The 18,887-nt window shown below is 47.1% G+C and carries 21 protein-coding genes and 1 pseudogene; 12 read left to right on the plus strand and 10 right to left on the minus strand.

From position 1 onward, the window contains the following. Window positions 1–678: pseudogene (locus tag DXZ20_RS37935) on the minus strand (B12-binding domain-containing radical SAM protein); the annotation flags it as partial. Window positions 679–913: 235 nt separating this feature from the next. Further along, the gene (locus DXZ20_RS31720) at window positions 914–1,234 is read right to left on the minus strand and encodes an STAS domain-containing protein (protein WP_163659950.1); all 321 of its coding nucleotides are present in this window, start codon (window positions 1,232–1,234) and stop codon (window positions 914–916) included. A gap of 357 nt (window positions 1,235–1,591) precedes the next feature. On the opposite strand from DXZ20_RS31720, the gene DXZ20_RS31725 reads away from it, so the two are divergent. Continuing rightward, a complete protein-coding gene (locus DXZ20_RS31725) occupies window positions 1,592–1,786 on the plus strand; it encodes a hypothetical protein (protein ID WP_006516950.1) in 195 nt (64 codons plus the stop codon). Between the two features lie 80 nt (window positions 1,787–1,866). Here DXZ20_RS31725 and DXZ20_RS31730 read toward each other — a convergent pair whose 3' ends face one another. After that, on the minus strand, window positions 1,867–2,298 hold the full coding sequence (locus tag DXZ20_RS31730; protein ID WP_163659948.1) for a hypothetical protein: 432 nt from the start codon (window positions 2,296–2,298) through the stop codon (window positions 1,867–1,869). 399 nt (window positions 2,299–2,697) lie between these two features. On the opposite strand from DXZ20_RS31730, the gene clpS reads away from it, so the two are divergent. Then, complete coding sequence (clpS, locus tag DXZ20_RS31735) at window positions 2,698–2,988, plus strand: ATP-dependent Clp protease adapter ClpS (protein WP_006516948.1); 291 nt, start codon at window positions 2,698–2,700, stop codon at window positions 2,986–2,988. A gap of 58 nt (window positions 2,989–3,046) precedes the next feature. Further along, window positions 3,047–3,898: a CPBP family intramembrane glutamic endopeptidase gene (locus DXZ20_RS31740; protein WP_163659946.1), complete on the plus strand. Its 852-nt coding sequence runs from the start codon at window positions 3,047–3,049 to the stop codon at window positions 3,896–3,898. On the opposite strand, the gene argF is transcribed toward DXZ20_RS31740, so the two are convergent. Further along, entirely contained in the window at window positions 3,879–4,802 is a 924-nt protein-coding gene (gene argF / locus DXZ20_RS31745) for an ornithine carbamoyltransferase (RefSeq protein WP_163659944.1), read from the minus strand. The two genes, DXZ20_RS31740 and argF, sit on opposite strands and share 20 nt — an antisense overlap. A gap of 106 nt (window positions 4,803–4,908) precedes the next feature. Here argF and DXZ20_RS31750 point away from each other — a divergent pair, with 106 nt between their 5' ends. Next, the gene (locus DXZ20_RS31750) at window positions 4,909–5,523 is read left to right on the plus strand and encodes a class I SAM-dependent methyltransferase (RefSeq protein WP_163659942.1); all 615 of its coding nucleotides are present in this window, start codon (window positions 4,909–4,911) and stop codon (window positions 5,521–5,523) included. Between the two features lie 41 nt (window positions 5,524–5,564). Here the strand turns inward: DXZ20_RS31750 and DXZ20_RS31755 are convergent, their stop codons facing one another. Then, window positions 5,565–5,894 carry a hypothetical protein gene (locus DXZ20_RS31755; protein WP_006516944.1) on the minus strand — a complete coding sequence of 110 codons (330 nt, stop codon included), beginning with the start codon at window positions 5,892–5,894 and terminating at the stop codon, window positions 5,565–5,567. A 439-nt stretch (window positions 5,895–6,333) separates the two neighbouring features. On the opposite strand from DXZ20_RS31755, the gene DXZ20_RS31760 reads away from it, so the two are divergent. The 7 genes from DXZ20_RS31760 to DXZ20_RS31790 all read left to right on the plus strand — a co-directional run bounded on the left by DXZ20_RS31760 (window position 6,334) and on the right by DXZ20_RS31790 (window position 14,507). Next, the gene (locus DXZ20_RS31760) at window positions 6,334–7,491 is read left to right on the plus strand and encodes a DegT/DnrJ/EryC1/StrS family aminotransferase (protein WP_163659940.1); all 1,158 of its coding nucleotides are present in this window, start codon (window positions 6,334–6,336) and stop codon (window positions 7,489–7,491) included. Window positions 7,492–7,520: 29 nt separating this feature from the next. After that, window positions 7,521–8,465: a cyanoexosortase B gene (gene crtB, locus DXZ20_RS31765; RefSeq protein WP_163659937.1), complete on the plus strand. Its 945-nt coding sequence runs from the start codon at window positions 7,521–7,523 to the stop codon at window positions 8,463–8,465. 49 nt (window positions 8,466–8,514) lie between these two features. Then, window positions 8,515–9,204: a cyanoexosortase B system-associated protein gene (locus DXZ20_RS31770; protein WP_163702823.1), complete on the plus strand. Its 690-nt coding sequence runs from the start codon at window positions 8,515–8,517 to the stop codon at window positions 9,202–9,204. A 141-nt stretch (window positions 9,205–9,345) separates the two neighbouring features. Further along, window positions 9,346–10,758 (plus strand): polysaccharide biosynthesis/export family protein, encoded by a 1,413-nt coding sequence (locus DXZ20_RS31775; protein WP_250565996.1) that lies wholly within the window; start codon window positions 9,346–9,348, stop codon window positions 10,756–10,758. Between the two features lie 180 nt (window positions 10,759–10,938). Next, complete coding sequence (locus DXZ20_RS31780) at window positions 10,939–13,152, plus strand: GumC family protein (RefSeq protein ID WP_163659933.1); 2,214 nt, start codon at window positions 10,939–10,941, stop codon at window positions 13,150–13,152. A 240-nt stretch (window positions 13,153–13,392) separates the two neighbouring features. Then, entirely contained in the window at window positions 13,393–13,722 is a 330-nt protein-coding gene (locus DXZ20_RS31785; protein WP_006516938.1) for an MgPME-cyclase complex family protein, read from the plus strand. 101 nt (window positions 13,723–13,823) lie between these two features. Continuing rightward, the gene (locus DXZ20_RS31790) at window positions 13,824–14,507 is read left to right on the plus strand and encodes a hypothetical protein (protein ID WP_163702824.1); all 684 of its coding nucleotides are present in this window, start codon (window positions 13,824–13,826) and stop codon (window positions 14,505–14,507) included. A gap of 54 nt (window positions 14,508–14,561) precedes the next feature. Here DXZ20_RS31790 and DXZ20_RS31795 read toward each other — a convergent pair whose 3' ends face one another. From DXZ20_RS31795 to folD, 3 genes are all read right to left on the minus strand, one after another. Beyond that, window positions 14,562–15,014, minus strand: coding sequence for a divergent PAP2 family protein (locus DXZ20_RS31795; RefSeq protein ID WP_163702825.1), 453 nt, complete (start codon window positions 15,012–15,014; stop codon window positions 14,562–14,564). Window positions 15,015–15,048: 34 nt separating this feature from the next. Then, on the minus strand, window positions 15,049–15,957 hold the full coding sequence (gene crtE, locus DXZ20_RS31800; protein ID WP_163702826.1) for a geranylgeranyl diphosphate synthase CrtE: 909 nt from the start codon (window positions 15,955–15,957) through the stop codon (window positions 15,049–15,051). Between the two features lie 91 nt (window positions 15,958–16,048). Continuing rightward, entirely contained in the window at window positions 16,049–16,918 is an 870-nt protein-coding gene (gene folD, locus DXZ20_RS31805) for a bifunctional methylenetetrahydrofolate dehydrogenase/methenyltetrahydrofolate cyclohydrolase FolD (protein ID WP_163702827.1), read from the minus strand. Window positions 16,919–17,226: 308 nt separating this feature from the next. On the opposite strand from folD, the gene DXZ20_RS31810 reads away from it, so the two are divergent. After that, entirely contained in the window at window positions 17,227–17,589 is a 363-nt protein-coding gene (locus DXZ20_RS31810; RefSeq protein ID WP_163702828.1) for a hypothetical protein, read from the plus strand. Between the two features lie 5 nt (window positions 17,590–17,594). On the opposite strand, the gene DXZ20_RS31815 is transcribed toward DXZ20_RS31810, so the two are convergent. Both DXZ20_RS31815 and DXZ20_RS31820 read right to left on the minus strand, forming a co-directional pair. Then, window positions 17,595–17,870 (minus strand): hypothetical protein, encoded by a 276-nt coding sequence (locus DXZ20_RS31815; protein ID WP_163659922.1) that lies wholly within the window; start codon window positions 17,868–17,870, stop codon window positions 17,595–17,597. A 149-nt stretch (window positions 17,871–18,019) separates the two neighbouring features. Continuing rightward, window positions 18,020–18,887: carotenoid oxygenase family protein (locus DXZ20_RS31820; protein WP_250565997.1), on the minus strand; the 868-nt coding region annotated here is incomplete at its 5' end.

Below are 18,887 nucleotides of genomic sequence, written 5' to 3' on the forward strand. Positions count from 1 at the left end.
ATTGGGATGTACTGAGCCATCATCGGCCATGTCGTAAAACTGGGGCACATAGACTCCTGGCACCTGGGCCAGATCTAGCAAGATCTCTTGTCGAGTCATTCCTGCTGCTTTGCCTTCTTCAAGGACTAAACCAATTTCTGGCAATAGCTCTTCGCCATCTCCCAAGGCGATAAAGTCAAAAAAATCGGCGTAGGGTTCGGGGTTAGACGTGGCGGTTTGGCCACCTGCAAAAATCATGGGCCAGCTAGATTCGTTCCAGAGACCATCGCTATTGCGCTCTTGCCAAGTAAGAGGAATCCCTGCCAGGGTCAACATTTCCAAAATATTGGTGGCACCCAGTTCATAACTGAGGCTAAAGCCCAAAATATCAAAATCGGTCAGTGGTCGACGGGACTCAACAGCAAACAGAGATGTGTCGGTTTCTGTCAGCTTTTGTACCAAGTCTGAACCAGGAAGATAGGCGCGATCGCAGAGCTGTCGAGGCTGCTGATTGATAATGCTGTAGAGAATGATATGGCCCAGATTTGAGGCCCCTACCTCATAGACTTCTGGATACGTTAAAACCCATCGGATTGTAGCTGTTTCCCATGGTTTATTAACTGCTCCTAACTCATTACCTAAATAACGGGCAGGACGAGCAATATCTGGAGTAATCAGTTGGTCTACAGCAATAGCCACGGCAATGGAAAAAGCAACTCAGACCTAAACTATAACTGATTCTTAAGTGCTGCGAATGTTGTGCCTTGGTGGGTAGAGCGCTAACTAGAAGCACAGCCAATTCATAATAGCGAGGCGACGGTTAACATGTTGACCGTCGCCTCGCCAGCGATATTTATAAATTTGTGCGGTCCTGCATTATCAATCAGCTATGTATCAAGACCGAAGGGAACAAGAATAATTGCAGTTAATCAATCTAAGCAGCCAGTAAATCTTGACTGTCTATCATTAAAACAGCACGATCAACTTGAGCTAGCTCAAACACGATACGTACGCGAGGAGCAACATCACATAGGCTCAACCGCTTCCGGTGACGCTTAGCTGTGTCACATCCGGCCAACAGTGCGACTAATCCAGAATTATCTACACTGTCTACTGCTGCCATATCGATCGCTACCTCGCTAGCACTTTCAGATGTGATAGCAGTTAGCATTTCCTCTTTAAATGCGTCAGCGTTGGCAGATGTTAAAGCGCCCATAGGTCGCACAACCTGAACTGATGTTTCAACGCTATTCATATTCTGTCTCCTATCAGTTTGATTAGATTAAATTAATTGTCTGACTACGACCTTTCCATATGTTGTTGAAGCTAACTTGGCAAATCTAAGCTTGCCCAGATGCCTACCACCTATTTGTGGAATCTTAATGTCTAGCCCATCTCTTTGAAGTTTCCAGAAAGTTGCTCCATCAAACGGTAGCAACAGCTACGTCATGAGGGTAATGCCCTTGGGTTGGCATGTTGGGTGATGTGGATCACTGAGTTAACTAACTCCAGAAGTTTCACTTGAGATACCCCCAAGTAGTGACAACCATGTTCCAGATGGAAAATGGTCCTTGGAATGTAAATACTGATGCAAAGCCTGCTATAAGTCATCATGCACTCGTTTGCTATTCGCCACCTGGTTGAGAAAGCTCTTTATACAAAGCAGCTAACTCCAGATATTGAAGAACAAATCAACTCCGAGCTTTCACGCCTGGGTTACATATCAGAAGTTGACTATGAAGCCCTCGAACTTCTGATGAGTGAAATGGATGAAGGCCGTATCAAGTTAGTGCCAACTGTTCGATAGTTGGCACCAAAGATATCAGTGATATGGATACTGCCCTAATGTTGCACCCATTCAAAACTGATTAAACTGAATCTTATTTTTTATCGTATTGAGAGCAGCTTCGTAGATGACTGAGAAGCATCATTATTTGAGCTCCCAGGGTTCCAACATGTGTGCAGAAAGTGTTGAAAATGCTGCTTCGCCAGATCTTCAGAGTCATTATTGTCTGCGATCCGTAGATAGAAAAGCAAAGCAAAAAAGTCTGTATCGAATGCTAGCTTGAACCTATCCATCGGCCAGACAAGGTCAGGAGCTGTTTTTAGATCGTAGAGGTCTAAGTTACAAGTTTCGGGCTTGGCAGCGGCTTCTGCGATCATCATTTGCTGTTGCCGAGACCCATAGGGAAGATTGCATACCAGCATTAAGGGGCGGCACCACAAGCGTACCGAACCAGCCAATTGAATTGCCTCAGCATAGAGACGCTGATCTAAACATTCCAGGTAAACGATTTGCCCAGGGTTTATGCTAACCATGTTGAAAAAGGAGTTTCAATAAAAACGTTATAGATGGGTCGATACAAGGTGAGCTAAATTCTCAAACCATCACCCTGTAGGGGAAGAAATGGATAAGAGACCATTTATATGGCTCTAGGAGATGAAAAAATTCAAATTTTGTTAAATTAGCTAATAAACTACCATTAAGCGTGTTGAGAAACATTTACTTAGATTATTTCTTTGTTGCTTTTAAAGCTTGTGGTAATTTTCAAGGACGTGCAATGCCTTATCCAAAGCTTTGTTTAGAGGTTTATGCCTGAGTTTTTAGATAAGTTCTGGTTAAAATTAAAAACAGTGTGTGTGGCTTGATTAGGAGTGGCACTCCGAGGTAGCCGTCTGTCATAAAGAAATTTGCTTGATTAACGATTGGATAAGGTCATGGTGTCTACTGGGACAATTGAGAAGACAGTTACGTCAAATAAGCGGCAGCATGCTCCTCGCTATAGGGTTTTACTGCACAACGATGATTTCAACTCTATGGAGTATGTAGTGGAATCTTTGGTTAAGACTGTGCCCAGTCTTTCAGTGCCGCAGGCAGTCGATATTATGATGCAGGCCCATAATGCGGGCGTTGGTTTGGTGATTGTTTGTGAGTTAGAACACGCTGAGTTTTATAGTGAAATGCTGCGTTCTAAGGGGCTTACAAGTACTATTGAGCCTGATGAGTAAGACTCAATAGCTTGATTATGATCAGATTTTTTACTCCAACCATGGCTGCTTAACCACAATGGTCAAGCAGATTCAGCTATATCGACGCTTAATGCATGCTCCGTTAGCTTGGCGGATCATCGCTTTCTTGGTGACATTGGTCATTCTATGGACCCCCTTCGCATTAACTTTTTACAGCATAGGAGGTTTGACCGGGCAGTCTGATGTAATGAATGCGCTAGCGTTGATTGCTCTATATGGTTGTTTCCTCGGCCATGCTTGGTTTTGGGGGCGTTGGGGTCATGCTTGGCCTAAGCCTTTTCAAACATATGGGTTAGTCTGCTGTCAGCGCTTCTTTTGCGATTTAGCGTTTGCTGTTGCATTTGGTTTTGCCTTGGTATGTCTCCTATTTGGGATAGAAGTATTGTGTGGTTGGGCCAACTTTCATCCTCAACCTCTAACGAGGATTGCTGTAGAAGGCTTAGCCGTAGGTCTGGCTTTTGGTTTTGCAGAGGAACTGTTATTCCGTGGCTGGTTGCAAACTGAGCTTCAACAAAATTTGCCCAGGTCTCAGGCAATTGTTTGGAGCAGTTTGATTTTTGCTATCGCCCATTTCATTAAGCCATTACCTGACATTTTGAGAACGTCCCCCCAGTTTTTAGGATTGCTTCTCTTGGGACTTATTTTGGGATGTGGGCGCTATCTATATTTTCGGAAGCGCTCTTTTGCCAGTTTAGGGTTGCCAATGGGGTTTCATGGAGGCCTCATATGGGGCTACTACATTGTAGATGTGGGGGATTTAGTTCTTCCCTCAGGGCAGGTACCTGAATGGGTGACGGGCATCCATGGTAATCCTCTCTCTGGAATCCTGGGGATGTCAATTCTAGTTTGTTTGACAGCTTATGTCTGCTTTAAGCTGCGCTCAAAATAGCTGCTAGTAGAGCCTTTTGAGCATGGAGTCGATTTTCAGCTTGGTCCCAAATACGAGATTGGGAGCTTTCCATGACATCGTGGGTAATTTCTTCACCGCGATGAGCTGGTAGACAGTGGAGGACTATGGCCTGCTCGTTAGCCAAATCAAGCATGGCCTGGTTGATTTGATAGGGCTGAAACTTAGGAATTCTAGACTCTGCTTCTGCTTCTTCGCCCATGCTGGCCCACACATCTGTGTAAAGTGCATGGCTTGCTTCTACAGCAGCTTTAGGATCAGTGGTAATAATCACCTCACTACGTCCCTGACTAAGTTCTATTGCTTGCTTCACAACGGTTGGATTAGGGGCGTAGCCATCTGGTGTTGCGACGCGAATATGCACGCCTGCCAGGGCGCAACCTAGCATTAAAGAATGGGCGACATTATTTCCGTCTCCCAGGTAGGACATGGTTAAGTTCTCTAGGGTGCCGAACGCTTCTTTGAGGGTGAGCAGATCTGCCAAAATCTGGCATGGATGTTCCAGATCAGTCAGGGCATTGATCACTGGGATGGAGGCGTATTCAGCAAATTCTTCTATTTCAGATTGTGCAAAGGTACGAATGGCGACTATATCCAGATAGCGATCGAGAACGCGTGCAGTGTCTGCGGTGGGTTCTCCACGCCCTATCTGGGTGACGCCGGCATTGAGATCCAGAACTTGACCGCCCAGTTGATACATGGCCACTGAAAAACTCACACGGGTACGCGTGGATGCTTTGGAAAATACCAAGCCCAGTACCTTGTTCAGGCATTTGGGCCGTTTGGTGCCATCTTTTAGTTGGGCTGCCAAGGCGAGTAGTCCGTGTAGTTCTGTACTGGTTAAATCTGCCATGCTAAGCAGATTCCGTCCCTTCAGTGAGTCCATAGCATCTTTGGTGAAATTGGTAGAGTCAACAAGATACTACTATTTAGCCTGAACAGGCGATATTGATGTTTTAGGGGGATGTCCTAAAAATTTTTGGAGTTAAAGTATGGGCCTTTATTCACGTATAGTTTTTCCGCGCTTACTAGATCTGACAATGTCAGGACAAGAGTTAAATGACTATCGTCAATCCCTACTACAGTCTGTGAAGGGCCAGGTGCTGGAAATTGGCTTTGGCACAGGGTTGAATGTGTCTTATTACAGTGATGAGGTGACAGCGTTAACTGCCATTGATCCTAACGAAGGGATGGCTGCGATCGCAAACCCACGGATTCAAGACTCAACCGTAGATATCACCTTAAAAACAGCCAGTGCTGAGGCGTTACCCATGGCCACTGAAAGCTTTGATGCGGTGGTGTGTACTTGGACTCTGTGCAGCATTCCCAATGTTGAAAAGGCCTTGACGGAGGTGTACAGAGTACTCCGGCCAGGAGGAAAATTTTTCTTTATTGAACATGGTCTAAGTCCAGAACGTGGTGTGGGTACCTGGCAGCGTCGGATTACACCGCTCCAGCGACGTATTGCCGATGGCTGTCGTCTAGACCAACCTATGGCTACCCTCGTTAAGGCTGTTTTTGACCAAATGGAGTGTGAAGAGTTTTATTCCAGGGATTTGCCGAAGCTGATTGGCTATTTCTATAGGGGGATAGCAACTAAGGGGTAACGCTAACCGTCTTGATGTAGATAAGCTTGCTGTATACAAGCTCATGTCTTCCCTTTAAAGATTTGCGCGGTTGCGATCGCAATACGCTCAATATCAGCATTCAATAGCGGTGGCCACTCTACTTTGGCGCGTTTTCCTTGCTCATAGAACTGGCGACCTTCATAAGCGAGTTGATGTAAAGCATAGACTAATGGTCGATCTAACTGCTCAGCAGCTTTTAGGTTTTCTGTAATTGACTTTAAAGCTAGTAGTAACGACGTCACTTGTCCGGGGACTGGCGGTTTATACTGCTGTAGCCGTGCCAAAAATGCATCAGATACGGTCAAATCCGCTTGGGTCATCACCACATGTTGAGCTGTTTTAATATCCATAATATGAGAGGGAAGAGAAACTGGGGCAGCACTCTGCTACTACAGGTTCCGCCCACCATAAGGTTAGAAACGACCATCGTCAATTCTGAAGCAGGGACAAAGGGATTTAACAAGCTTCATAGAGACTTTACGATGTCAATATGCCCAATTCTCAAATTAACAAGAGAAACTGGTGAATAGGGGCACAAATATAGCAAACTGCTGGATGCATATCTCCAAAGGAGAGTCTGCGCCAAGCTTACATATACCAGACCCGTACGACTCCTATAGTTCTTCTATGAAAGCTGTGTATGCAGGTGCGGTGTGATTAACCTGCTGTTTCCACAGGTGTCACTGGGTTTTAATAGGGAACATTTTATAAATGGCAGCTACTCTACCCGACATCTGTTACTAACAACTGTGGGAGCAAGTGCCAATATTGCAGTAGAAAGTTCACATCATGGCTAGTTCACGCTTTGTTCCCTTTGTTGATTTATGCCAACAGCACGACCCATTGCACTCGGAGCTAATGGCGGCGATAGCGGCTGTGGTGGCTCGGGGTGACTATATTCTAGGCGAGTCAGTCGTTCAATTTGAGCAGGCATTTGCCACTGCCTGTAATGCTTGTCATGGTGTGGGGGTGGGGTCAGGTACCGATGCTTTGACCCTGGGGCTCCAGGCCTGCGGTGTAGGACCTGGGGACCAGGTGATTCTGCCGGTTAATACATTTGTAGCCACCTTAATTGGCGTACTTCAGGTTGGAGCCATTCCTGTCTTTGTAGACTGCGATTTAGAGACTGGGTTGATGGATTTGGCTGCCGCAGAACAGGCGATAACTCGAAGAACTCGAGCGATTATTCCGGTTCATCTTTATGGCCAGATGGTCTCTCCTCAAGCTTTGCGCTCCCTGGCTGAGACGTACGACGTGATTATTTTTGAAGATGCTGCCCAGGCGCACGGCGCAGAACGTGAAGGAAAGAAGGCCGGTAGTGTTGGCTTAGCAGCTGCCTTTAGCTTCTATCCCAGTAAAAACTTGGGAGCTATGGGAGATGGCGGCATGGTCACGACGCAAAATGACCTCGTTGCTCAAACGGTCAGATCGTTGCGTAATTATGGGTCTACCCGTAAGTACTATCACACGGATCCTGGTGGGACTAACAGCCGTCTCGATACGCTACAGGCAGCAATACTACAGATAAAGCTAGCGTATTTGGCGTCATGGAATTGCGATCGCAACCGTCTCGCAAAACTTTATGACGATGCCCTAAAACCCCTGGCTAACTATGGCTTAGTCCCTATGCTGAATCAGAGCGGCAGTGGTCATGTCTATCACCTCTATGTTATCCGCCTAACCCAAGACTGCTCAATTGACCGCACCCGTTTACAGCAGGAATTGGCTACCTGTGAAATTCAATCTGGCATTCACTACCCAGTGCCTTGTCACCTACAGCCTGCGTTTCATAACCTGGGTTATCGCGCTGGTGACTTTCCCGTTGCTGAACAGCTGAGTCAGGAGATTTTATCACTACCCATGTATCCCGGCATGAGTAACGACCAACTACAGTATGTGGTGGAGACCATTGCCGGGGGTGTCCAAGCTTGTCCAGTCTTGATTTAAACCCATAAGAGCAGCGGATATACCCAACTATGATTAGTATTTCTCAATCCAAAGCGTCGCGATGGGCACTTGAGCTTATAGTGATTAGCTGTTTAGTGATTCTTTATGGACCCTTGCTCTATCACTGGGTATGGGATGGTTGGATTAACAAGAATATTAGTATTCAGCATGAATACTTTAGTCACGGCATCTTAGGCATTCCCTTGGCTTGTAAACTCGTTTGGGATAAACGCCAAGACTGGAAAAAGTTGGGTGATGTTTGCCACTGGGCAGGTCTGCTGTGTCTGGCCATAGCCCTGGTGTTTTATACCAGCGGGGTGATAGATGCGGTGAATATATCGTTGCCCCTGATACTGACAGGCTTGCTTTTGTGTCTCAAAGGCCCGTCAGGTTTAAAACTGATGCTGTTCCCCCTGGTACTGATTATTTTTTCTACCCCGACACAGCTGCCCTATCTAATTGAGCCTCATATCTTGCCGCTACAACGATTTATTGCCACCGTGGCCGGAACTATTTTGCACGGTCTTGGTTATGAGGTGGAAGTCAATAACATTTATCTCAGCATGAATCAGCAACTGGTAGAGGTTGCCCCTCACTGTGCAGGCTTAAAGATGCTGTTCACCAGCCTGTACATGGGTCTGGTTCTTACCTATTGGACCGGTCTAAATTGCTCAAGGTTGCGCACAGGAGTTTTTTTTGTGGGCATCATTTCAGTAAGTGTCATCGGTAATATCCTCCGTAATACAATTCTGACTTTCTTTCATGGCAACAGTATGTCAGAGGCTTTTCACTGGCTCCATGACAGCTGGGGCGGCGATGTGTATTCTGCGATTATGTTAGGCTCTCTGGTTTTAATAGTGAATGCTATCCAAAGCCATGTGCCAGAAAGTGTATCCATGAAAACTGTGGCACTCGAAAATGTCCATACAGATGGCAGTCAACCTGCTCAGCAGATGCCTCCCGTCGATTTTTAGCTCGATGTTCCAAGTGTTCACAAAGCTTTTCTCGGGATGTTCGTAACCAATGGCTTTGTCCTTATTGTCTGAAAACTCTAAATCTAGACCTTGGCTAAGGTGGCTAGTCGTAGCGTTACTAGCCGCCATTATTGCCGCCGTTGCCATTCCTCGGTATTTAGGTCAGTGGCCTTGGCACTCACCTCCCGGTGTTGCCCAAATTCGCGATATTCGAGAGCTGAAAGAAACGGGACTGACCTTAAAGGGATGGTCTCAAGATTTCCAACAGAAAATCACCATGGGTGGTTCTCAGTGGTCAGTACAGCAATTGACCCATAGCGATAATGCCACCTCAGAACAAATGGTACTCTTCCTAAAACCCCAGGGGCGGGCAGAGGACCAGCCTCAAGTTGAATGGATTGATTTAAAGGGGGCTCAAAAATGGCAAACTTCTAACCCTCGTCGCTTACGTATAGGAAAGCTAAGCATAGATACGTTTCGAGCTTGGACATCCAACCAAACCTTTGCAGTAGCTCAATGGTATGCACTACCCAAAGGTGGTCATCCTGCTCCCCATCATTGGTTTTGGAGAGATCAAAAATATCAGTGGACTCGAGGCGAACGTCTGCCGTGGGTTGCAGTAAGTCTACTGGTACCGATGCCTCCCCTTGGGGACGTCTCACTCTTCTATTCTGACTTAGAAAGTTTGAGTCAATTAGTGCAAACAGCTTTAGAAGAGGCTGTGTTGACCGCAGTGTAGCCTCTCATTTCATGTCCGCAAACACGGGAATGCATCAGCCTATGACGGTACAGCAGATGAGCTAAAGTAGCTACATTGAAAAACTTATGGTTTTCGTGAACTAGCTTTATTTCAAATACGTTTTGTTAATTTTGAGTTGGTATGGTTCTTATCAAAAATGCCAATGTTTCCCATAGCCCCTGGGATAAGAAGTTCAGCCTGCTAGCTGGGCAACTGTTGCTCAGTACCGTTATTTGGAATCTTTGGCAGAATCCAAGCGTAGCGCAGTTAGCTCCTCTTCCATCAGACACCTCAACAGAGGATGCTGTCCCTATGGATACACCTGAGGAGGATATTGATGAATCTTCCCTGGCTGATGAAGCTGTAGGACCCGAACTCCCGTCGGTGGAAGTCTTAGAGAGCCGCCCAACCTTAGAAGACTTAGATCCTCGCATTCGAACAGGTTCGACTCCAGGATCGGTTGAGCGTAACTTTGATCAGTATCGCTTAGGGCCTGGAGACGGTATTTTTGTTAGTGTTCAACGGTTTCCTGATCTGTCATTTCAAGCAACCCTTGATCAGCAAGGCAACGTGATTTTACCCATTGAGGGCGCTGTGTCTTTGGAAGGCCTCACTCTCAATGAAGCTGAAAATAGAATTCGTGCCGTCTACAACCAATATGTAGTGCTTTCCGAAGTGCGTTCTGTCGGTTTGGCGAATGCTCTTCAGGGGGTACCATATCAGGTCTCAGAGGTCGAACTTAACCGCCGTATTGTTCCCAACTATCAAGCTCTGCGAGCCAATGATCCAAGAAACTATCGGGTCCCTGATGTTACCTTAACGTTGACTGCCCAGCGTGGGGTAGAAGTCATCATGTTAGGAGAAATTGAACGCCCAGGACTCTACCCCTTGGAAGCTCCACGGGTGACTGCCGCCCTCTTGGCTGCTGGTGGTGCTCGTAGTACAGCCGATTTGCGCGAGATACGTATTCAGCGACGTTTGCCTGATAACAGCGTCATTGAAAAGACAGTAGATCTTTACACGCCCGTTCGAGATGGTTTACCTTTTCCCGAGGAGCGCTTAGAGAATGGAGATATCGTTATTATTTCTCGTCTTGATCCGGCGCAAACCCAAGACTATGACGTCAACTTTGTTACCCGTTCTACCCTAGCTCAGCCTGAGATCCTGGTGCGAGTGATTAACTACCCTAGAGGCTCTGTCGGCGGACAACGTTTGCCGAACGGCAGTACATTTGTTGATGCCTTGGTGGGCAATGCTGCCAGGGGGGGGAATGGTATTGGTATCCCTCTGAATCAAGCTAACCTCAGTTCAGTGGCTCTAATTCGCTTTGATCCAGAGCAAGGTGAAGCTGTTGTCACCAAGTTAAACGCCAAAGAGGCCATCCATGGAGATCCCACACAGAATCCCCCACTCAGGGATAACGATGTGATTGTGGTTGGTAGGAACTTTATTAACCGAATTACCTTTGCCATAGATACGATTACGCAACCTTTTCAAGATATTCTCAGCTTTGTACTCTTTTTCGATGGCATTTTTGATCGCGACATCTTTTGATTAGTCGTTGTCCGTATTCACAGCATGCCCTAGCAAAGAGGTATCCATTTGGTGATTGAGCTATGATTGCCTTAACTGTCTGGATTAGTAGCCTAGATTTCTGAAAAATTACTGACTGTCACCTGAGCAAATGATTCAGGCCATTGCCTTCCCTTAGTTCTCTTTATCCGATGAGTGCCCATGGTATCTCCTATTTTTAAGCGGTATCTATTAGCTGTTCAGCGATATAAGTGGGCTGGACTGACCTGTTTACTGTCAATTGTTGGTGCTTCGGGGGTTGTAGCTCTACAGCCGCCCCCGCCAGTTGAGTACTATGCCGAGGGAACACTGGTTGATAATGCTCCCTTGGTTTCACTTACTAATACGGCAGACACTATTGACCAGCTTGGGAGGGGCATCATTAGTAAAGATCAGCTGCTATCTGAGGTCTTGCTGAAAGAGGTGTCTAGACAGCTGGGGACAAGAGGTATCGATCTGACACCAGGGGAGATTCGTAGAAATACGACGGTGACAGTCAGTGGTGGCAAAAAGGGTGAGACTGGCCTTCGGGCAGATGTTAGCTTTATTCATGCTGACGAAGAGACGGCAACGGTTGTGCTAAACACACTCTTCCAGGGCATGGTTGAGCTAAGTCGTGTCCGTAATAAAGCCCGTCTGCAAGCTATTATTGATGCTTTGAACGAGCGCCTACCACCCATTGAAACCGCCCTCAGGCAAGCGGAACAAACTTTAGAGCAATATGACCGTCAGGAAGGACCAGCCATTCAAGCTGCATTAGATGGCAGTTTGTTGGGGCAAATTTCAGGTAGCCAACAGCAAATTCGGCAGAATGAAATCACCCTGGCTGGTATTGATACTCAAATTCGTAGTCTAGAACAACGGTTGGGACTGACTGCTGATGAAGCCTATGTGTCTTCAGCTTTAAGTGCTGACCCGCTAATTGCTAATTTGCGAGCGCAAATCTATCAGGCTGAAAATGAGTTAAATATATTGCAAGCGTCAGATTATCGTGAAGATCATCCTATAGTTGTGGAATCTCTACGGAACTATAGTGCATTGCAATCACAGCTCAGTCGTCGGGTAAACGATGTTCTGTCTGGTGATGGTCAAACGGCTGCTTTGCCTTCTGGCATTGTTAACATCAATAGTAATTTAGACCCTGCCCGAGCTGGTTTGGCCAACCAGTTGGTCAATTTGCAAACGGAACGGGATACTCTGATCAGTCAGAGTCAAGTTTTGGCCCTATCGGCTCGAGACTTGCGCCAGCAGTATTCCAGTTTACCTAATAAGCAGTTGGAGCGTGAGCGTTTGGCCTATCAGGTGGGCCTGAAAAAGGCACTTTATGATCAGATCCAAGCTCGAATTGTCGATGCGGAAGCTGCGGAGGCTGAAACGGTTAGTAGTTTAACTGTGGCGAGTCCTCCTACCGCTGTTATTAACGAACCTGAAAAGCCAAACCCTGCTACCATTCTCCTGATAGGAGGCTTGCTGGGGCTTGTTTCAGGTGGTGGAATCATCTTCCTATTGGATATGCTAGACGGCACTATCCGTACGCCCGAAGATTTGGAAAAACTGCTGCGCGATCAGGATATGCCAATATTAGGGGCTGTCCCAGTTATTCGTACACGCCCAGCTAAAGCGGCACCCATTTTGGTGCAGTCCGATTCTCAGTATCACAGTAGCTATGAACGCTGTTTGAGCAAGTTGCGTTTGACAGGCTTTGAAGATAGTGTAATTGGTCCTCGTGTGGTGTTAGTGACCAGCACGATTAGTAATGAAGGTAAGAGTATTACGGCCTATAATCTGGCAATTGCAGCTGCTCAAGCGGGGCGTCGTACCCTTCTAGTGGAAGCTGATTTGCGTTCCGGCTCTAAGGCTCAATATTTAGGATTAGTGAATGATGATCAAGTTTTGATGGAACCGCTACGCTATTACGGTGGCAGTATTGGCGACAATGTGCGTATGGTGCCATTTGTCGAAAACTTGTATGTGTCGCCTAGTCCTGGTCCTCAGCGTCAAGCTGCTGCCATTCTTGAATCAAGCGAGATGCGTCGTTTCCTAGACGATGCGCGTGAGCGGTTTGACATGGTTATCTTAGATACGCCGTCTTTGAGTCGTGTTGATGATGCTTTATTGCTAGAAGAGCAAACCGACGGCATGATATTGGTGGCGCGGCCTGGTGTAACAGAAAGAGCTGTTTTGAATACAGCACTTGAGGAGCTAGATCTCAACGAAGATATCCGCTTGTTGGGCGTCTTAATTAATGGCGCTAATGTCACTCTTCAAGACGAAATTGACGATGACGATTATCAAGATGATGATGAGCGTTATTTCCTTGAAGAAGATGAACAGGATACTCCTCGAGAAGTCGCTACAGCACGGATCGATTTCTAGAGATAAGTCGGATCTTCAAAGGCTAACGATACGAGGTGGTTGGCTACGCTGATATTGGAACAGACATAAGTATGTTCTAGTTTCTAACGTTATAAACAAGTCAGGCTTGTATAGGTTGGCTGCGTACAAGGTTTAATTACAGAAAATAACAGTGGTTCTGCATTCCCTGTTAGAATCCTGTCTATTGGATTTGAAATCTGACCTTACGGGGTCATTACTTTTGGTGGTTTTATAAGACAGATGACAACATACTATTACGCCGTAGCCAGCCAGCGCTTTTTACTGGAAGAAGAGCCCCTGGAAGAAGTTCTTAAGGAACGGCGACGTTATTATCAAGAACAAGAAAAAGAGATTGATTTTTGGTTAATTAAGCAGCCTGCTTTTCTGGAGGCATCTGAACTAGAGGCTGTTAAGGTAAGTTGCCCACAACCTTCAGCAGCCATAGTTTCCACTGATAAGGTGTTTATTACCTGGCTGAAGTTGCGACTTGAGTATATTGCCACTGGGGAGTTTGAGACTCCGTTGACCTCCGTTAACGATCCGCTTGCTTCCTTAGCTGCTGCTGCATAATTGGCATACAAATCATATTCACGCTATAACTCTGGGGTATTTTCTATCCGAACAACAGCTTTGGGGTACGAGTGCGGTTGAGTTAGCTAGGAGGTTTAGCTATGGGGTATCGGTGGTTAAGTGGAGCCATGCTTATTCTCCTTAGCAGTGGTGTGCAAGGGATAGCTCAGAGTTATCCTGACTGTCCACCCCCTGCAAGTGGAGAATATTTATTGCTTGTGCGTGGTTCTGATGCGGAGACTCGCGATCGCACTATCTCCGTCCTCCCGGTCGATAAGCCCACTCTGGTGTGTAACTATTTGGACGATACCGTCATTCGTGCTGGTGGTTTCACGTCCCTGGAGGTAGCTAATTCTTGGGCACTGTACCTCAACGATATTGAAGAACTTGAGACTGTTGTTGTTGAGTCATCCACTGCAACGCAAGAGCCAGTGGTTGATGACTCAGCAACATCCTCTACTACTGCTGAGCAGGAGCCAGTGACAGGGCCTGTTGTAGCTGCTACGCCTGTTGCAGACCTGCAAGCTCAGTATCAGCCAACATTGTTGGGTGAGGGGGTGGCCGTCCTGGTGGACTATCAGCAAAATCCTGAGATTGGACGTAATTTAGCCCAACAAGGAAGCGTGGGCTTAGCAGTTTATCTCCAGCAGCCCTATCTGTTAGTGCTGCATACAACCGATTCATCGGCGGCGGCAGCAAGATTACAACAGCTAGTTGATAGCGGCCTAACGTCCTTCTTAGTGAATGGAGAAAAGGTCATCCGACTGACCGATACAATTCAGTAATTCCTAACAGTCGCCCATAGGCAAGCCGAGTCGCTTTTTGATAAGCTACCAACCCTAATAGGTCGGTACTGCTAATAGCCAAATAAAGACACCTAAGGCCGCACCGGCAATTACTTGTAAAGGCGTATGGCCTAGGAGTTCTTTGAGCCGATCTTCTTGAAATTCATGATCGTTAAAGAACTCATCTACAATTTGGTTGAGGACCCGTGCTTGTTTGCCAGCAGCCTGGCGAACTCCAGCAGCGTCATACATAACAATGACGGCAAATACGGCAGTCACAGCAAATGCTGGACTGGACCAGCCGATGGTCTGGCCGATGCCGCAGGTGAGCGCAGTGACTAAAGCTGAGTGAGAGCTGGGCATGCCGCCTGTTTCGACCAGAACACGAAAGTTCAAGCGATGGTGGGTAATAGCCTCAATGATAAGCTTGAGTAACTGGGCGCTTAAGCAAGCAACTAGGGATACGACAAGAACGTGGTTCTGGAGAATCTCGATAAAGGTTTCCATATAAGTATATTCAATTCAATAATTCAACGAGATATTAGTGAGTGCGCGCAGTGATAAAGTCTGCGATCGCAACCAGAGGTCGTTTCAGGGGGCCAAACGGTTCCAGCTCTTCTTTAGCTGCCTGGATCAGGTCGTCAGCCTTCTTTCTTGATTCATCTAGTCCCCAAATGCTTGGATAGGTTGCCTTTTGAGCCTGAATATCTTTGCCAATCGATTTGCCCAGTTCTTCTTGGGTCGAGGTAACATCTAGGACATCATCCACAATTTGAAACGCTAGACCAATATTCTGAGCATAGCGAGAAAGACGCTCAATGGTGTCATTGTCAGCTCCTGCGAGGACCGCCCCTGAGACCACAGAAACCTCAAGCAATGCTGCAGTTTTATGTATGTGGATAAAGTTGAGGGTTTCAATTGATGTGTCGGGTTTGCCTTCGGAAGCCAAATCAACAATTTGGCCGCCCACAAGACCAGCAGCCCCTACGGCGTGCCCTAGTCGGCGGATAACGTCTAACACTGCTGTTGCCGGAACATCCTCAGTGCGGTCAGCAATGAATTCAAAGGCATAGGCTAGGAGGGCATCACCTGCCAAAATTGCCACATCGTCACCATAAACTTTGTGGTTGGTCAGTTGACCCCGACGATAGTCGTCATTGTCCATGGCCGGTAGATCATCGTGGATTAGCGACATGGTGTGGACCATTTCTAGCGCACATGCTGTGGGCATGGCTTGGGCGCTCGTCCCTCCCACCAATTCGCAGGTTGCCAAACAGAGAATTGGCCGTAACCGCTTACCCCCGGCCATCACTGAGTAGCGCATTGACTCATAAATGACTTCGGGATAGACCACCGCTAATGACTGATCGAGAGCAGCCTCAACATCAGCCCCCTTAGTGGCCAGGTAGGAGTTGAGGTCAAAATCAACATTGACATCGGTGGGCATCATGGTTATGGAAAACGAATTTATGGAGCAGTCAACACCACAGCAATGGCAAATGCGATCGCGTGGCGTTAAAAACGAAAAGGCTAACTATTAATTAACCATTAAATCGTTTACGGTAGCTTAATACTGTATTGTGCAACAACATGGTCACTGTCATGGGGCCAATTCCACCGGGTACAGGGGTAATTGCTCCAGCTAGGGGCTCCACACTGGCAAAATCAACATCTCCAACCAGTCGAGATTTGCCTGACTCGGCATCCTGAATACGATTAATTCCCACATCAATCACAGTGGCTCCTGGTTTGACCCAATCAGCACCGATCATATTGGGGCGGCCCACAGCCGCAACTAAAATATCTGCCTGACGGCATAGTTCAGCTAAATCTTGTGTTCGAGAGTGGGCAATCGTGACCGTGGCATTCGCCTCTAGCAACATAAGGGCCATCGGTTTACCGACTAAGATGCTACGCCCTAATACAACAGCCTTTTTCCCGGCTGGTTCAATGTTGTACTCCTTCAGGACAGCCATGACGCCAGCGGGAGTGCAGCTGCGCAGGCCAGATTCTCCACGTATCAGCCGCCCCATATTTTCAGGATGCAATCCATCAGCATCCTTAGCCGGATCGATGCGATTAAGCAGTGCTACAGCATCTATATGGTCAGGTAGAGGTAGCTGAACTAAAATGCCATCTACTCGGTCATCTTGATTCAGCTGGTCAATTATTTCAGCGACCGTCGCTTGAGACGTGTCAGCAGGTAAATGGGAGCCAAAAGATGCAATTCCTAGCCGTTCGCAGGCCCGTTCTTTATTTCTGACGTAAGCGGCACTGGCGGGATGGTCACCTACCATTAGTACGGCTAAGCCAGGTGGTCTGTCCCTATGCTCACTGTCATGATTAATGTCGGCTGCGAGCTGGGATTGAATTTTGTTGGCAAGTGCTTTGCCATCTAACCGCTGGGCCATGAAATTTTTACTAACTTTATCGGCGACTTTACCGATGCAGCTAGTCAATTAGGGGATACTAGCCACATTGGCTCTATCCAGAGTACCAAAGGCTACTCCTTGACCCAAATGCGAGCGTTTCAAGTCAACATGGCCTGCTTGATAACTGATAAACAAAACCAATATGCATTCGTTGCACAGCCTTTCCTAAATTGACTGATGCTCGAATGCTTTGATTGGACCCTGACAGACGTGAACCCTGACAGACTCCTTTTGCAATGCGTTTTTTAAATTACAGACTGATTATATTCAGCCTCGGAATCAGCTTCATGGCGATCTGTTCCGCTTGTCAATCCCCATCGGGTGGCCAAGTGCCCGTTATCTCTCTGCCTCAATCAACGGTTACGATTGATTCCCTGCGTCAACCCCAGCGTGTTGAGCGGTCGGTTCCTCTCCAAGGCTCGGTAAAGCAACATCTAACGATTTTGAATGGCTGGCTATATCAGATTGATGATGGCACCGGGCAGGTGTGGATCTTGACTCAACAAGAGCCACCCGCTGTCGGTAAGCAAGTATATGTGGAGGGCTTGCTGCGTTACGAAGCGATTCCTATCAATGGAGCTGATGTCGGGGATTATTATTTAGAAGAAGAACAGCGAGAGCTACAGCAGCTATCTGAAGATGTGTCTTAATCGCATCAAGATTGCGACCCCGCAAGGGTTCTTAAATGAATGGGAGTTACTGCATCGTTAGAGGGTACGGCGTGGTACATGTCATTGGCGATCAAGTAGCGATCTAGGATGGCCTGGGCATCGTCGGCGGATTTGAGCTGATAGGTTACAAAAAAGCGATAAGATGCTTGGCCTGGAGTAAACGCATGGCTATCTTCCCAGACATCAAGACAGATGCCTTGTTGATTGGTGCGCAAGCGGTAGTTCAAGGTTTTGTTACCTGATGTTGGGTTAGAATTCATCGTCGGTACGGGTGTTATTTGTCACTTGGTTACACTACGCATAGTGCCCGTCTGTTGCCAGGCTTCAACTTTCTGGTGCCACAAATCGGCACGATCCCTGATTAAGGGAGACGGTGAGAAGCCTGGGTATTGGTAAAAACCGTTGTGTTCTACGCAGGTATCACAAAATCCTGCGTGAAATTACCATGCAATCCGTAGGGCACATGATGGGGGAGCTTCAGTGTGGCTACCGGACCTTGTGTCACATGTTGAGCATCTAAAATTGCTAGCTCTGAGCAACCGCGTTCGGCATTGTAAAACTGACTTAAAATCCAGCCATCATCTTCAACTGTGCTATTGGGACGCGGCACAAAGATCGGTTCACCGGCAAAGCCGCGGGGGGCAAAACTCCAAATCTCTTCTTTGCCAGTGGCTAAATCCCGTTTAAGTACAGCCTGGAGAGGGGCATTACCTTGGGGCTGATGGGCAACACCAATGTATAAATAGCGGTAGGGACGACCCACGTTGTTGGGGTTTAGGTCAGGAAACTCGCAACCGCGCTCAATTAAACAGTCCGCTTGGCTAGTCTCTGTGGTCAGGTCTAATTCAAAACGCCATAGCTGTCCTTCAGGAATTCGACTAAAATCAGCTTCTAAGTAGTTTTCTGCACCTTTAAGATCGGGAAATTCTTGATAGCAAACGGAATCTAAGTAGAGCTTGCCATCAGCCTCGAACGCATTGGCATGATGGAAAACAAAGCAGGGTTGCAGATCAACTGTTTGAATGGGGCTGATGCCATCGCGGGGAATAACAATGGCTCGTGTGGGTTGTTTCTCATTGAACTGAATACATTCAGCAGCTCCTTTGATGCCTGCCAGGTAAGGTATGGGATTAAAGCTCACCGGGTTTTGAAAGAAGATGCAGTAGTTCGGGGTGATGGCGAAGTCGTGCAGAAACGCGAACCCTGGAATATTGCGGCGGTGAGTATGCACCAGGCGGCCTTTTGGATCAAATTCGTAGAGGGTAATGGTGCTAGAT

This window comes from Adonisia turfae CCMR0081, assembly GCF_011009555.1.
Classification (GTDB): Bacteria; Cyanobacteriota; Cyanobacteriia; order Phormidesmidales; family Phormidesmidaceae; genus Leptothoe; species Leptothoe turfae.